General features: G+C 74.4%; 12 protein-coding genes. 5 read left to right on the top strand and 7 right to left on the bottom strand.

Annotated features, from left to right (window positions below):
- Positions 1 to 12: 12 nt before the first annotated feature.
- Both PV410_RS43315 and PV410_RS43320 read right to left on the bottom strand, forming a co-directional pair.
- Complete coding sequence (locus PV410_RS43315; RefSeq protein ID WP_500332183.1) at positions 13 to 1,038, bottom strand: molecular chaperone DnaJ; 1,026 nt, start codon at positions 1,036 to 1,038, stop codon at positions 13 to 15.
- The gene (locus PV410_RS43320) at positions 1,035 to 1,913 is read right to left on the bottom strand and encodes an NUDIX hydrolase (protein ID WP_500332184.1); all 879 of its coding nucleotides are present in this window, start codon (positions 1,911 to 1,913) and stop codon (positions 1,035 to 1,037) included. Before PV410_RS43320 ends, PV410_RS43315 begins: the two co-directional genes overlap by 4 nt.
- Positions 1,914 to 2,070: 157 nt before the next feature.
- On the opposite strand from PV410_RS43320, the gene PV410_RS43325 reads away from it, so the two are divergent.
- From PV410_RS43325 to glpK, 4 genes are all read left to right on the top strand, one after another.
- Positions 2,071 to 2,532, top strand: a complete 462-nt coding sequence (locus PV410_RS43325) for a Zn-ribbon domain-containing OB-fold protein (RefSeq protein WP_500332185.1) — start codon at positions 2,071 to 2,073, stop codon at positions 2,530 to 2,532.
- Positions 2,529 to 3,725 carry a lipid-transfer protein gene (locus PV410_RS43330; RefSeq protein ID WP_500332186.1) on the top strand — a complete coding sequence of 399 codons (1,197 nt, stop codon included), beginning with the start codon at positions 2,529 to 2,531 and terminating at the stop codon, positions 3,723 to 3,725. Before PV410_RS43325 ends, PV410_RS43330 begins: the two co-directional genes overlap by 4 nt.
- 153 nt (positions 3,726 to 3,878) lie before the next feature.
- The gene (locus PV410_RS43335; protein ID WP_500332187.1) at positions 3,879 to 4,610 is read left to right on the top strand and encodes an MIP/aquaporin family protein; all 732 of its coding nucleotides are present in this window, start codon (positions 3,879 to 3,881) and stop codon (positions 4,608 to 4,610) included.
- 7 nt (positions 4,611 to 4,617) lie between these two features.
- The gene (gene glpK / locus PV410_RS43340) at positions 4,618 to 6,174 is read left to right on the top strand and encodes a glycerol kinase GlpK (RefSeq protein ID WP_500332188.1); all 1,557 of its coding nucleotides are present in this window, start codon (positions 4,618 to 4,620) and stop codon (positions 6,172 to 6,174) included.
- A gap of 33 nt (positions 6,175 to 6,207) precedes the next feature.
- Here the strand turns inward: glpK and PV410_RS43345 are convergent, their stop codons facing one another.
- The 4 genes from PV410_RS43345 to PV410_RS43360 form a co-directional block, all read right to left on the bottom strand.
- A complete protein-coding gene (locus PV410_RS43345) occupies positions 6,208 to 6,813 on the bottom strand; it encodes a GTP-binding protein (protein WP_500332189.1) in 606 nt (201 codons plus the stop codon).
- 252 nt (positions 6,814 to 7,065) lie between these two features.
- Complete coding sequence (locus PV410_RS43350) at positions 7,066 to 7,458, bottom strand: DUF742 domain-containing protein (RefSeq protein ID WP_499510588.1); 393 nt, start codon at positions 7,456 to 7,458, stop codon at positions 7,066 to 7,068.
- A 10-nt stretch (positions 7,459 to 7,468) separates the two neighbouring features.
- A complete protein-coding gene (locus PV410_RS43355) occupies positions 7,469 to 7,891 on the bottom strand; it encodes a roadblock/LC7 domain-containing protein (RefSeq protein WP_500332190.1) in 423 nt (140 codons plus the stop codon).
- Positions 7,888 to 10,476, bottom strand: a complete 2,589-nt coding sequence (locus tag PV410_RS43360) for a sensor histidine kinase (protein ID WP_500332191.1) — start codon at positions 10,474 to 10,476, stop codon at positions 7,888 to 7,890. The genes PV410_RS43355 and PV410_RS43360 overlap by 4 nt, the downstream gene beginning before the upstream one ends.
- A gap of 324 nt (positions 10,477 to 10,800) precedes the next feature.
- Here PV410_RS43360 and PV410_RS43365 point away from each other — a divergent pair, with 324 nt between their 5' ends.
- On the top strand, positions 10,801 to 11,241 hold the full coding sequence (locus tag PV410_RS43365; RefSeq protein ID WP_500332192.1) for a hypothetical protein: 441 nt from the start codon (positions 10,801 to 10,803) through the stop codon (positions 11,239 to 11,241).
- A 55-nt stretch (positions 11,242 to 11,296) separates the two neighbouring features.
- On the opposite strand, the gene PV410_RS43370 is transcribed toward PV410_RS43365, so the two are convergent.
- The coding region (locus PV410_RS43370; RefSeq protein ID WP_500332193.1) for a coiled-coil domain-containing protein at positions 11,297 to 14,165 on the bottom strand (2,869 nt) is incomplete at its 5' end.

Genomic DNA, 14,165 nt, shown 5'->3' on the forward strand with positions numbered 1-14,165 from the left:
GTGTCAGGTGTGTCAGGCGTCCCGGGTCCCGCCGCCCGGCATGGTGAACGGGCGGAAGGTGCGCGGGCCGTAGAGACCCTCCAGGACGTCGTCGAGCTCCGCGAGCAGCCGCCACGCGTCGTGCGGGCGGCGGGCCTGCGCAGGGAGCGTGCAGCCGCGCAGGAAGGCGCGCAGCGGTCGCGGCGCGCGGTCTCCCATCAGCTGCTCGACGCAGCGCGAGGCGAGGTGGATGTCGGTGGCCTCGGTGGCGGGGCGCCGGCTGGGGACCTCGGGCGGGTAGAGGGCGCGGTGGCGCTCGACGAGGGCGGGGACGGTCGCGCCGCGTTCGGTGGAGTAGCACCAGTCGACCAGCACGAGGCCGTGCTGTGCGGGGTGGATGAGGACGTGCTCGGGCAGGACAGCGCCGTGGACGACACCGGCCCGGTGCGCCCAGCCGAGGGCGACCAGCAGCCGGCGCCACATCCAGGCGGCGTCGCGAGGGTCGAGGCCGCCTGGGTGGAGGGCGCGGACCTCGGCGAGGGTGTGGAAGCCGTGCAGCCGCTGGAGCGCGTTGACACGGCGTTCGGTGCCGTCGGGGCCGCGATGGCGGAAGGACTCGGCCAGGCGGGGTGCGTAGGCGCGGTGCCGGGCGTCGGCGACGCCGTGCAGCCGGGTGAGGGCGCCGGCCTCCCGCTCCATCAGGTCGTTGTCGGCGGGCCGCCGGGGGATCTTCAAGGCGCTGCCGGGCCCGGCGGCCCGCAGCACCGCGAGGTCGCCCTCGGCCAGGACGGGCCCCAGCGGGTACACGCCGCGGGCGGTGGTGAGGGCCGGGCCGTCGCCGGTGTGCCGCCGCCACACGGCGGTGAGGCGGACGAAGGCGGCCTCGGCCTCGTCAGCGCGGCCGGGCGGGGCCGTGTCGGGGTGGAGCAGCCGGGCGAGCCGGCGGTGGTGCCGGGCGGCCTCACCGGCGTCGGCCGGGAAGGGCCGGCCGAGGGCGGCCAGGGCGTCGTCGAAGGTGCGGACGCGATGTGCGGACGCGGAACGCGTCGTGGCGGTCATCGGACACTGTCCTCACGGTCGGGGCGGAGCAGTGCGGGGTGCAGGAGGCGGGCGTCGCCGGCGCGGTAGAGGCGGGCCCGGGGGCCGCCCTTGGAGCCGCCGCGGCCGGCGGTGGTGCCGGTGGACTCGACGAAGCCGGGCACCGACAGGACCTTGCGGTGGAAGTTCCCTGCATGCAGGGTGCGGCCCCAGACCGCCTCGTAGACCGAGCGGAGCTCGGTGACGGTGAACTCCTCGCCGAGGAAGGCGGTGGCCAGCGGGGTGTACTCGATCTTGGCGCGGGCCCGGTCGAGGCCTTCGGCGAGGATCGTGCCGTGGTCGAAGGCGAGGTCGGCGGCGAGGCCTTGTACCTGGCCGGACCGGCGGCCGGAACCACCCCCGTGGATCCCGGCCGGCCGGTCCTGCTCCTTGGGACGCGCGGTGGCGGCGTCCGGTTTCACCTGCGGTGCGAGTGCCTCGACCGGGACCCACTCGGCCGCCGCCGCGTCGCTGCCGGCCCGTGCCTCGGGGAGGTCCGGGGCGAAGGCGAGGTAGGCGACGGAGACGACGTGCATGCGCGGGTCGCGGTCGGGGCGGCCGTAGGAGCCGAGCTGTTCGAGGTGGACGCGGCCGAGGCCGCGTGCCGCGTCGAGCCCGGTCTCCTCGGCCAGTTCACGGGCCGCGGCCTCGTCCAGGGACTCGCGTCCGGCCTGGACGAATCCCCCGGGCAGCGCCCAGGCACCTTCGTACGGCGGGCCGCCGCGGCGCACCAGCAGCACGTGCAGGGCCCCTTGACGCAGCGTCAGGGCGACGACGTCGACGGTCACGGCGATGGGCTCGAAGGCTCGCGGGTCATAGGAGGCGAGGAACGCGTCCTCACCCTGCCGGTCCGCCATCGTGCGTCACCTCTCGCCGGTTGTTCTCACTTCGAGTATTTCTCGCTTCGAGAAGAACTTAGCACCGGGCACCGACACCGTCCACCCCGTTCCGCCGTGCGGCCCGCCCGTGGCACACTTCTGACGAACCGTCAGTTCAGCAGGGGAGGATCCGGACGTGGCACGGTCGCGGAAACCCGTGGTGACGGGCTGGTTCACACACGACACGACGGACGAGGACGGCTTCCGGCTGCTCGGCACCCGGTGCCGCGGCTGCGGCGCGGTGTTCTTCCCCCGTGAGGACCACGCCTGCCGCAACCCGGCCTGCGACGGCGCCGAAGGGGACCTGGAGGAGGTACCGCTGTCGCGGCGGGGCCGGGTCTGGTCGTACACCGACGCCCGCTACCGACCGCCCGCCCCGTACCCCTGCGACCCCTCACGCCCCTGGGAACCCCGCGTCCTGGTGGCGGTGGAACTGACGGCGGAACGGATGATCGTGCTCGGACAGGCCGCGCCCGGGACGGGCGTGGCCGATCTGGCCGTCGGCATGGAGGTCGAGCTGGTGCCCGGCGTGCTGTACGAGGACGCGGAGCACACCTGGACCACCTGGCACTGGCGCCCCGTGGGAGGCGGGCGATGAGCCATGACGTGGCCGTGCTCGGCGTCGGCATGCACCCCTGGGGCAAGTGGGGCCGCCCCTTCACCCGATACGGGGTCGCGGCGGCGCGCGCCGCGCTCGCCGACGCCGGGCTGGACTGGCGGGACGTCGGACTGGTCGTCGGCGCGGACACGGTGCGCGGCGGCTACCCCGGCTACGTGGCCGGGGCGGCCTTCGCCCAGGCGCTGGGCTGGCAGGGCGCCCGCGTGGCCAGCGTCTACGCCGCCTGCGCCTCCGGGGCCCAGGCCCTCGACACCGCCCGGGCCCACATCCTCGCCGGCCTGGTGGACACCGCCCTGGTCGTCGGCGCGGACGCGGCCCCCAAGGGCTTCTTCGCGCCCGCCGGGGGCGACCGGCCCGACGACCCGGACTGGCTGCGCTTCCGCGTGCTCGGGGCCACCAACCCCACCTACTTCGGGCTGTACGCGCGCCGCCGCATGGCCCTGCACGGCGACACTCCCGAGGACTTCGCCCGGGTCAAGGTGAAGAACGCGGCCGCCGGCGCCGCCAACCCGCTCGCCCGCTACCGGACGCCGGTCACGGCCGCCGAGGTGGCGGTCTCCCCCGTCGTGGCCGACCCGCTGCGGCTGCTCGACATCTGCGCCACCTCCGACGGGGGCGCCGCCGTCGTCCTGTCCAGCCTGGACTTCGCCCGGCGCCGCGCGACGGCGGATCCGGTGCGGATCCGCGCGGTCTCCACCGTCACCCCGGTCTATCCGCGCACGGTGCCCGACCTCCCCGACATCGCCACCGACTCCTCCCTCACCGTCGCGCCCCGGGAGCCGGCCACCGGTTTCCGGGCGTCCGTCGCCCGCGCCGCGTACGAGGAGGCCGGCATCGGTCCCGAGGACCTGGACCTGGCGGAGGTGTACGACCTGTCGACGGCGCTGGAGCTGGACTGGTACGAGGACCTCGGCCTGTGCCCGCCGGGCGGGGCGGTGAAGCTGCTGCGCGACGGGGCCACGTCGCTCGGGGGGCGGATTCCGGTCAATCCCAGCGGCGGCCTGGCCTCCTTCGGGGAGGCCGTGCCCGCCCAGGCGCTCGCGCAGGTGTGCGAGCTGACCTGGCAGTTGCGCGACCGGTCCGGGCCCCGGCAGGTCACCGGGGCCCGCGTGGGGGTGACGGCGAACCAAGGCCTGTTCGGGCACGGCTCGTCGGTGGTCGTAATCAGGTGATCTGTCCGATACCTTGACGCTCCATCACCCCGCGACAACACTTCCGGGTGGCGCGGAGGCCGGGCGGGAGGCGGGACCCTCCGTACCCGGGTCTCCGTGCGCCATTCTCTGGCGGCGCATGCCCGACACGTGCGCCTGCACGAAGGAGCCGTCATGTATTCCAACGGAGACGTCTTTGTCGGCGAGATCATCGGAACGGCGATCCTGATCCTGTTCGGCGCCGGCGTGGTGGCCGGGGTGCTCCTCCACCACTCGAAGGCCCGGGCATCCGGGTGGATCGTCATCTCGTTCGGCTGGGGCCTCGCGGTCCTGGCCGGCGCGTACACCGCAGGCCCGCTGTCCGGCGGGCAGCTGAACCCCGCCGTGACCTTCGGCGTCGCCATCAGCTCGGGCAAGTGGAGCCAGGTGCCGGTCTACCTCGCCGGGCAGCTCGTCGGCGCGATGCTGGGCGCCGTGCTGTGCTGGCTGGTGTACTACGGCCAGTTCGCGGCGAACCGTGCCGAGGAGACCCGTCAGCCCACGCTCGCCGTCTTCTCCACCGTCCCCGAGATCCGCGTCTGGTGGCAGAACCTGATGACGGAGGCGATCGCCACCATGGGTCTCGTCCTGCCGATCCTGGCCTTCGGCCTCAGCAAGGGACTCGGCGAGACCGGTACCGGCACCCTGATCGTGGCGCTGCTCGTGACCGGCATCGGGCTCTCCCTGGGCGGTCCCACCGGCTACGCCATCAACCCGGCCCGCGACCTCGGGCCGCGCATCGTCCACTCCGTCCTGCCGATCCCTTTCAAGGGCACCTCCGACTGGGCGTACGCCTGGATCCCGGTGGCCGGCCCGCTGATCGGCGGTGCACTGTCCGGTCTCATCTACAACGTCGCGTTCAAGTGAGGCGGTCATGACCGAAACCTCCGACCAGGCGATCCGATACGTGGCCGCCATCGACCAGGGAACGACCTCCAGCCGCTGCATCGTCTTCGACTCCGGCGGGTCGATCGTGGCGCTCGACCAGCGCGAGCACCGCCAGATCTTCCCCAAGCCGGGCTGGGTGGAGCACGACGCCACCGAGATCTGGTCCAAGGTCCAGGCCGTGGTGGCCGGTGCGCTCGCCAAGGCCCGGCTGCGCGCGGACCAGCTCAGCGCGCTCGGCATCACCAACCAGCGCGAGACCACCGTGCTGTGGGACCGCACCACCGGCCGCCCGGTGCACAACGCGATCGTGTGGCAGGACACCCGCACCGCCGCGCTGTGCGACCGGCTCGGCGGCCAGGACGGCCAGGACCGCTTCCGCGAGTCCACCGGACTGCCGCTCGCCAGCTACTTCTCCGGTCCCAAGGCGGCCTGGCTGCTGGACAACGTGCCGGGGCTGCGCCGCCGCGCGGAGAACGGCGAGATCGCTTTCGGCACCATCGACTCCTGGCTGATCTGGAACCTGACGGGCGGCACGGAGGGCGGCGTCCACGTCACGGACGTCACCAACGCGAGCCGCACGATGCTGATGAACCTGGAGTCGATGGAGTGGGACCCGGCGATCCTCGCCGCGATGAACGTCCCCGAGGCCGTCCTCCCGGAGATCCGCTCCTCCTCCGAGGTGTACGGCACGGCGGTCGGCCAGCTGGGCGGCGTACCCGTGGCCTCGGCCCTCGGCGACCAGCAGGCCGCGATCTTCGGCCAGGCCTGCTACGGGACGGGCGACGCCAAGAACACCTACGGGACGGGCAGCTTCCTGCTGCTCAACACCGGGAACCGGCCCGTGCCGTCGAAGAACGGACTGCTCACCACGATGGGCTACCGGCTGGGCGGGGAGGCGCCGGTCTACTGCCTGGAGGGGTCGATCGCCATCACCGGCGCCCTGGTGCAGTGGTTCCGCGACAGCCTCGGCATCATCACCGCGGCGGACGAGATCGAGGCGCTCGCGGCGAGCGTGCCGGACAACGGGGGCGCGTACATCGTCCCCGCCTTCTCCGGGCTCTTCGCCCCGTACTGGCGCTCCGACGCGCGCGGCGTGGTCACCGGCCTGACCCGGTACGTCACCAAGGCGCACCTGGCGCGTGCGGTGCTGGAGGCGACCAGCTGGCAGACCCGCGAGGTCGTCGACGCGATGTACCAGGACTCCGGCGTGCACATCACCGGGCTCAAGGTCGACGGCGGCATGACGTCCAACAACCTGCTGATGCAGCACCAGGCGGACGTGCTGGGCGTCCCGGTGGTGCGGCCGCGGATCTCGGAGACCACGGCGCTGGGCGCGGCCTACGCCGCGGGGCTCGCCACCGGCGTGTGGGACGGGCTGGACACGCTCAAGGCGCACTGGCAGAAGGACGCCGAGTGGCAGCCGCGGATGGACGAGAAGACCCGTGAGAAGGAGTACCGCCGCTGGAAGAAGGCGGTCGAGCGGAGCTTCGGCTGGCAGGACGAGGACGAGGACGACGGCCCCGTACCGGCGGCCGGGGGCTGACCGGCCCGCCCGCCCGCAGCCGCGGCGCGCGGCTCAGTTGGCGGCGGCCGACCGGCGGTCGCCGGCCACCTGGGCCGCGTGCTCGACCACGGTGATGAGCACCTTCTTCGCCGAGGCGCGGTCCCGCGCGTCGCACGTCACCAGCGGCACCTCGGGGTCGAGGTCGAGTGCGTCGCGCACCGTCTCGGCAGGATGCCGCTCGGCCCCATCGAAGACGTTGACGGCCACGGCGAAGGGGATGCCACGGCGCTCGAAGTAGTCGATCGCGGAGAAGCAGTCCTCCAGGCGCCGGGTGTCCGCGAGGACGACCGCCCCCAGGGCGCCCTGCGCCAGCTCGTCCCACAGGAACCAGAAGCGGTCCTGGCCCGGCGTGCCGAACAGGTAGAGCACGAGGTCGTCGCGGAGGGTGATCCGGCCGAAGTCCATGGCCACGGTGGTGGTGCGCTTGGCCTCGACGCCCGCGGTGTCGTCGACGGGCCGGCCCACCTCGCTGAGCGTCTCCTCGGTGCGCAGCGGGCGGATCTCGCTGACCGCGCCGACGAGCGTGGTCTTGCCCACGCCGAAGCCGCCCGCCACCAGGATCTTCAGCGTGACGGGCTCGACGGGGGAGGGACGGCGTTCAGAGCGTCCGAAAGCCATGGCTCACTCCTCCGGTCGTGCCGTTTACACAGGTCAGCGGCATCCTGGGTCCTAGGGACTGCGTCGGGCGATCAGCTGTGGCAGTGGAACATTACTACGATCCGACCGGACAACTACCAGCGGTCCGCGGGCCGTTACCCGCCCGCGGGCCCACCCGGCGGCCGCGGGACCCCGCGTGGCGGACCCTCAGGCCGTGCACCGGGGGGCGTCGCGGGCCGGGTGAGGTCCCCGCCGCGGCGCCCCCGGGCGGGTTCACAGCGCGCGCAGGCGGTCGATCACGTCGCGCAGCAGCCCCGCGTCGGGCAGCTCCGCCGGTGGGACGGGCCGGCTGACGTGGACCAGCCCGGACTCCAGGACGTCGCCGATGAGCACCCGGACGACGCCCACGGGCAGGTCGAGGTCGGCCGCCAGCTCGGCGACCGACATCGGCTGCTCCCGGCACAGTTCGACGATGTCGAGGTGCTCGGGCGACAGGGTGCGGTCGACGTCGGCGTCGTCGTCCGCGCTGCGCGACTCGGCGACCACCAGGGCGATCAGGTCGAGCCGGGCTTCCGCGGCGTGGCTGGTACGGCCGCGTGTCATGGCGTACGGCCGCACCACGGGCCCGGCGTCGTCGTCGTACCAGCGGTCCGCTTCGGAAGTCATGACGTCCTCGTCACACCGCCCGCGCCGCGTCGTCGTCGGTCCGCGGGGCGGTCGCGAGGTGCACGCCGACCCGCTTCACCAGCAGCGCCATCTCGTAGGCGACCTGTCCGACGTCGGAGTCGGCGTCGGCGAGCACGGCCAGGCAGCTGCCGTCACCCGCGGCGGTGACGAACAGGAAGGCCTCGTCCAGCTCCACGAGGGTCTGCCGGACCTTGCCGGCCTCGAAGTGCCGGCCGACGCCCTTGGCGAGGCTGTGGAAGCCGGAGGCGACGGCGGCGAGGTGCTCGGCGTCCTCACGGGTCAGGCCCTCGGACGCGCCGGTGGCCAGGCCGTCGCTGGAGAGCACCAGCGCCTTGCGGATGCTGGCCACGCGGCCGACGAGTTCGTCGAGAAGCCAGCTGAGCTCGCGGGTCGGGCTCGATGGTGCGGTCATGGACCGTTCCCCTCCGTGGTGGATCTGGTTGCGCTGTCGCCCCCTCGCTCCGCCGGGGTGGTTCCCGGGCGGTCGGTGGGGCGGACGTCGTCGGTGCCGTCGGTGCCGAGGTCGTCGGCGGTGTCCGCGCGGCCACGCAGCCATCCTCGCTGCAGTGAGGCCATGCGGTCGCGCACCTCCTCGGGCGAGCGCTCGTGCCCGCCGTCGTCGTCCGCGCCGCCGGTGGCGGCGCTACGGGTCTGGGTGGTGGAGTCGCTGCGCAGCTGCGGGGCGAGGCTGGCCTGGCGGACCCGGCGGGGCAGTCCCGCGCCAGCGGGCTCCTCCTGCGGTGCGGGGTCGGCGGGCCGCGGCGCCTCGCCGACCGGCCGGCCGTTCTCGGCGACCAGGACCGGGGTCCGGCGGCGACGCGGCAGGACCGTGGGCGCGTCCGCCGGCACCGCGTCGGGTGCGGCCGTCAGCGCCGGTGTCCCCACGGTCTCCGGCACGTGCGGCCGGTGCTCGCGCGGCTCGTCGTCCGGCTCCGGGACCAGGCCCCACTGACGGAAGCTGTGCTCGGTGGCGGCCGACATCGGTGCGACCCGGGGCTCGTCCGGTTCGGCCGGCGCCCGGGCCTCCACGACGGCCGCAACGGCGGTCTCGTCGCGGGGCCCGTCGAGGGTCTCGTCCAGGGGCTTGTCCGGCTGGTCCTCGCCGGACTCGGTGAGGAGCGACGCCGGGACGAACACCACGGCCGTGGTGCCGCCGTACGGGGACTGGCGCAGCGAGACGCGGACGCCCTGGCGCTGGGCCAGCCGGCTGACGACGAACAGCCCGAGCCGGTCGGTGTCGGAGAGCTCGAACTCGGGGGTCTCGGCGAGGCGGAGGTTCGCCTCCAGCATGGCGTCGGGGGTGAGCCCGAGGCCGCGGTCGTCGATCTCCAGGACGAAGCCGTTGGCGACGGACTCGCCGTGTACCTGGACGCTGGTGTGCGGCGGCGAGAACACGGTGGCGTTCTCGATGAGCTCGGCGATGAGGTGGGTGAGGTCGGCGACGCCGTGGCCGGTGACGGCGAGCCGCGGCAGCCGGCGCACGTCGACCCTCTCGTAGTCCTCGACCTCGGCGACGGCCGCCCGCACCACGTCCATCAGCTGCACCGGCTTGCGCCACTGCCGGGACGGCACCGCGCCGGAGAGGATCACCAGGCCCTCGGCGTGGCGGCGCATGCGGGTGGTCATGTGGTCGAGGCGGAAGAGGTCGGCGAGTTCCTGCGGGTCCTCGGTGCGCCGCTCCATGGCGTCCAGCAGGGTGAGCTGGCGGTGCAGCAGCACCTGGCTGCGACGGGCGAGGTTGACGAAGACCTCGGAGACGCCGCGACGCATCTCGGACTGGCGCACGGCGGCTTCGACAGCCGCCCGTTGCAGGGTGTTGACGGCCTTGCCGACCTGGCCGACCTCGTCGTCGGGGTAGTCCAGCCGCGGCGCCTCGGTCTCGACGTCGACCTCCTCGCCCGCGGCGAGACGGCGCATGACGCGCGGCAGCCGGGCGCCGGAGACCTCCTGGGCCTCCTTCCGGAGCCGGGACAGGTCGCGGATCAGGCTGCGGCCGACGCGTATGGAGACGAAGACGGAGGCGACGACCGCGATCAGGCCGAGGCCACCGGCGACCGCGGCGATGGCGACCAGCCGCATGCCGATCGGTTCGGCACGCTTCTTGTGCAGGTCGCCCGCCTCGACGCCCAGGCGGTCCAGGTCGGTCAGCGCGGTGGTGGCCGTGGTCTGCCAGGACGCGCGGTCGGCGGCCTGGGGCGCGCCGGACGCGCCCGCGGAGATGACCGCGTCCTCGGCGGCACGCAGGGCGCGGCCGGAGGGCCCCGCCCAGTAGGCGTCGTAAAGGGCGCGCTCGTCGGCGGTCAGCAGGTGGAGGTTGTCGGCGTAGTAGGCGCGCTGCTCGGCGACGGCGAAGGTGAAGGAGCGCATCTCGGCGGCGCTCATGCGGCCCGCCGCGATGGCCGCCACCATGAGGGCGTCCTCCTGGCTGATCGCCTCGCGGGCCCGGGTGACCTGGATGAGGGCGCGGCCCTGCTTGTCGATGGCGACGTTGTTGAGCGGGTTCAGCGAGTCCAGGAACGCATAGGCCGGGTCGAAGAGGCCGCTGTACGCGGCGAAGGCGTCGTTGCGGCCGATGGTGCCCTTGCCGACCTTGTCGCGCAGCGTCTCCAGGCCGCCGAACTCGCGGACGACCAGGTCGAGCCGGCGCAGCGCGTCGGGGGCCAGCCGCTCCCGGTTGGCGCCGGAGGCCGCGTTGCCGCGCAGCCGGGCGATCACCTTGTCCGTCTCGCGCTCGCGGGCGAGCAGGGTGCCGCGGGCGTCGGAACGTCGAGGATCGGCCAAGTAGAGCATGGCGGAACGGCGTTCCTGCTGGAGCGCCTGGATGCTGTCCTCGACCGGGTAACCGAGTGCGTTGACGGTCTGCTCGACGCCGAAGAGGCCCCAGACCTGACGTCCCGTCAGAGTTGCGGCGAAGGCCCAGATGGCCGTGAGGGACACCAGCGGAATGAGCAGCAGTGCCACGATCTTCCGCCGGATCGTCGTACCGCGAAAGCGCATGGCCTCCCCAACGTCAAACCCGGTCAAGGGCTGTCGTGTTCCGACTGCAAACGGCGCGAGCCTACTACTGCCGGATGAGCAATCCGAAAGCCCTGCTTCCGCTCTTGCCCCGGGACGACCCGATTCGTACGGATGAACGGCCGGCACGGCTGGCCGAAATGCACCGCACAGGGAACCCGCGGTGCCATTCCGTCGTATGACAGGAGGGGAGGGGTGCTCCGGAATGCGGAGGGCATTCATCGGCGGAAACCGGGCAGCCACTCTGGAGTCGGACATCGGGGATCCGGCACCGCATCACCGGTATCCCGCAGGGGAGCAGATTTCATGGACGACCTCGTCGAGGACGCACTGGATCGCGACATTCCGCCGCGGAAGACCCGGCGGCCGTTGTGGGTCGATGAGCCCGTCGGGCGGCCACGCATGCCCGACCCGGTGCGCCGGGCGGCCGTGCGGGCCGTGCTCGTCGTCGCACTGACCCTGATCGCCGCGGTGATCGCCATGCTGGGGGCGGCCGGTGAGTCCTGGCTAGCGGCGCCGGCGATGCTCACCGCCATAGCCTTCACCGTCGTCGCCACCTGGGCGGTGCTGGACGTGTGGATCACCCGCCAGGTCTGGAACCAGCGCAACGGCGTGGTGTCCAGCCCGAGCAGCGCGGCCCGCAGGCTGCGCCGCGAGCGCCGACGGGAACGGCGCCGGGCCCGGGCCGGGGCCCGCGCCGCCGCACGGCGCCGGCAACTGCCCGGTACCGGCGCGCGTACCGCCTGAGGGAGGCGCACCCTCCCGTGGGCCCGGACGGCCTTCGGGACGGGCCGCCCGGAGGTCAGCCGCCCTGCGGGGCCGGCTGGTCCGCCGGGCGGCGGAACATCCGCGTCGCCGTGATCTCGCCGTGCACCGGCTCGGACTCCGGGTCCGTCGCGGGCAGTCCGGGCCGCAGGTGCTCCTCGACGCTGATGTACTTCAGGCCCGCGCGCAGGTCCGCGTCATTGCGCAGCCGTACGACCAGCGGGAACTCGGCGAGCGCCGTGGTGTCGAACAGACCCGTGGTGTAGATCAGCTGGACGCCCAGCGCGTCGGCGACCGCGCGCTGCAGCTCCAGCAGATAGGTGGCGTTGGCGCGGCCGATCGGGTTGTCGAGGAAGAGCGTGCCCGCGTGCCGGTGCCGGTCCCTGCCGCGGTCGTTGCTGCGCAGCGCGGCCATCGTGCAGTACAGGGCGATGGCCGCGGTGAGCAGCTGGCCGCCGGAGAAGACGTCTCCCATCTGCCCGACGGGGACGCGCTCGGCGCGCAGCACGGCGTCCGGCTTGAGGATCTCGACGGCCACCCCCCTGGGTTCGAGGGCGGCCGCGACCCCGCGCAGCAGCAGCGACATGCCGTCCCGGCGCAGGTCGGAGTTCTTGCGGACGGCCGCCCGGGTCGCCTCGTCGATCACGGCGCCGAGCCGCTCGTCGAGCGCCGCGTGGTCCGGGTCGTCGAAGCGGATCCGCAGGAACTCCTGCCCCGACCACTCCCCCAGCCCCTCCGGCAGGCGGGACAGCCGCTGCGCCGACCGCAAGGTGGTCAGCGAGGACTCCACCATGCCGCGCAGCCGGTCCACGATGCTGTCGCGGTTGCGCTCCAGCTGTTCCAGCTCGTCGGTCAGGACGCGCAGCCGCGGCTCGAAGGCGGCGTGCCAGGCCGCCGCGTGCTCGGGGAGTGCGGACGCGGGCAGTTCGCGGATCTGCTGGCGGGCCGGGGTGCGCACCTGCTCGTAGCGGGCGGCGTTGGCGTGCCGTACGAGGACGTCGCAGGCCTCGCGCAACTGCGACTCGGCCGCCGACAGGTCGGCGGCACAGCCGCGCAGGCCGCGGCGGGTCTCGGCGACGGCGGTCCTGGCCTCCTCCAGGGAGCCGGAGTACGGCTCCGGCTCCTCCTCGCCGTCCTCGGACTGCCGGTCGCCGTCGCGGAGCAGGTCCCGCAGCAGTGCGGCGAGTTCGTCGAAGCCGCTCGCGGCGTCCTCGGCGGCGCGGTGCGCGCGCACCAGGTCGCCGTGGCCGTCCCGGGCGTGGGCCAGCGCATCGGTGCGGGTGGCCAGTTCGCCGTTGGCACCGCGCAGCAGCTCCTGGGCGTGCTCGGCGTCGCGGGGCAGCAGTTCCCCGGGGAGCTCGGTGTGCGTCCCGCCGTCCGCCGGGGCGTGCCGCTCGGCCTCGCCGCGCAGCCGGCCGAGCTGCTCGCTCGCGGCGGCGGCGCGGGAGTCCAGGGTGGCCACCAGCTGTTCCGCGCGGGCGGCCGCGGCCTGCCGCGACGGGCCGTCGGCGCCGTCCGGGCCCTCCAGCAGCTGCGCGGCGCGGGTGCGCACCTTGTTGGTGAGGCGCTCCAGTTCGGCGAGCGCGGACTGCTCGGTGCTCTCGGCGCGGGCCTGTTCGGCCCGCAGGTCGGCGCCGACGCCCACCTTCTCGTACACCTGGGAGGCCGCGCGGTAGGCCTCGCGCAGGGCGGGCAGCGAGCCGGCCGGCTGCCCGGCGCCGTCCTCGTCCTCCAGGGCCTCGTCGGGGGCGCCGGTGATCTCCGAGCGCTCGGCGCGGAGCACGCGCGCGGTACGCCGCGCGTCGTCCGCGGCGCGCTGGGCGGCACGGCGGTCCTCGTCGGCGGCGCGCGCCAGGGTCAGGCAGGCCTCGGCGCGCGTCTCGGCCTCGACGGCGTCCTCGGCCAGCTCGCGCGTCCTGCGCTGCCAGTTGGCCCGCTCCCGCAGCCGGAAGGCGAGACCGGCGAGCGCGTCGGCGGCCCGCCGGGCCTGCTGCGCCACCTCCTGGCGCTCGTCGCGCAGGGCGGTCGCCTCGGCGGCGGCCTCGTCGGCCTCCACCCGCACGGAGCGTGCCTCGGCGAGCTCCTCGCGGGCGGCCCCCGCGGTCTCCCGGGCGGTCTCCACGGCTGCGGCGAGTTCGGCAAGCCGGCCGCTCGGGCAGCCCGCACGCCACGAGGAGAGGCGGGCGGCCAGCGTGCGGTCCTCGGCCAGGCGGGCGGCGAGGCCGCGGATGTCCTCCTCGCGGGCGGTCGCGCGGCCGCGCAACGCTTGGCGCTCGCCGTCGGCGGCCAGTTCGTCGTGCATGGCCGGGTTGGGCGGGACGAGGAAGAGCTCGGGCTCGGTGCCCGCCGGGGGCGGCGGGGCGAGCAGCGCCGCCGCTGTGCCGACCGTGACGGTCGACCGCGGCAGCAGGGCCGCCTGCGCCAGCACCTCGCGGGCCCGCAGGTAGCTCTGGGGGTCGGTGACGATCACGCCGTCCACCAGTTCCGGGCGCGCGGCGAGCACGGCGGCGTGGTCGGCCGGGTAGACGGCCTGGGCCAGGTACCGCCAGCCGGGGAGCGCGGGGATGCCGTGCTCGCCCAGGTACTCGACGGTGGCGAGGACGTCGGGGCCCGGCGGCAGCAGCCCGCCGTCGCCGAGCGCGGCCAGGATGCGGGCGTCGTCGGCGGCGGCGGTGCGCAGGTCGAACAACTGCCGCTCGGCGGAGGCCACCGCGCCGTCCAGCATCTCCTGCAGCGGCTCCGCGAAGGTGTCGAGTTCGGCCGCGGTCAGCGGGCCCTGCTCGGCGGGACGCCGTCCGGCCCCGGGCGCAGTGCGCCGGGCCGCGGAGGTCTGCGCGGGGATGGCGGCGGGGCCGCGGTCCGCGGCGGTGTCCCCCGCGGTGCCGGCCGCCGGGACGGTGCCGGGG

This window comes from Streptomyces sp. PA03-5A (assembly GCF_033792725.1).
Taxonomy (GTDB): Bacteria; Actinomycetota; Actinomycetes; order Streptomycetales; family Streptomycetaceae; genus Actinacidiphila.

Bases quoted from the DNA above. Each gene is read 5' to 3' on its own strand.
- PV410_RS43315 (WP_500332183.1), bottom strand. From the start codon at position 1,038: ATGACCGCCACGACGCGTTCCGCGTCCGCACATCGCGTCCGCACCTTC.
- PV410_RS43320 (WP_500332184.1), bottom strand. From the start codon at position 1,913: ATGGCGGACCGGCAGGGTGAGGACGCGTTCCTCGCCTCCTATGACCCG.
- PV410_RS43330 (WP_500332186.1), top strand. From the start codon at position 2,529: ATGAGCCATGACGTGGCCGTGCTCGGCGTCGGCATGCACCCCTGGGGC.
- PV410_RS43355 (WP_500332190.1), bottom strand. From the start codon at position 7,891: ATGACCGCACCATCGAGCCCGACCCGCGAGCTCAGCTGGCTTCTCGAC.
- PV410_RS43360 (WP_500332191.1), bottom strand. From the start codon at position 10,476: ATGCGCTTTCGCGGTACGACGATCCGGCGGAAGATCGTGGCACTGCTG.
- PV410_RS43350 (WP_499510588.1), bottom strand. From the start codon at position 7,458: ATGACTTCCGAAGCGGACCGCTGGTACGACGACGACGCCGGGCCCGTG.
- PV410_RS43365 (WP_500332192.1), top strand. From the start codon at position 10,801: ATGGACGACCTCGTCGAGGACGCACTGGATCGCGACATTCCGCCGCGG.
- glpK (WP_500332188.1), top strand. From the start codon at position 4,618: ATGACCGAAACCTCCGACCAGGCGATCCGATACGTGGCCGCCATCGAC.
- PV410_RS43345 (WP_500332189.1), bottom strand. From the start codon at position 6,813: ATGGCTTTCGGACGCTCTGAACGCCGTCCCTCCCCCGTCGAGCCCGTC.
- PV410_RS43335 (WP_500332187.1), top strand. From the start codon at position 3,879: ATGTATTCCAACGGAGACGTCTTTGTCGGCGAGATCATCGGAACGGCG.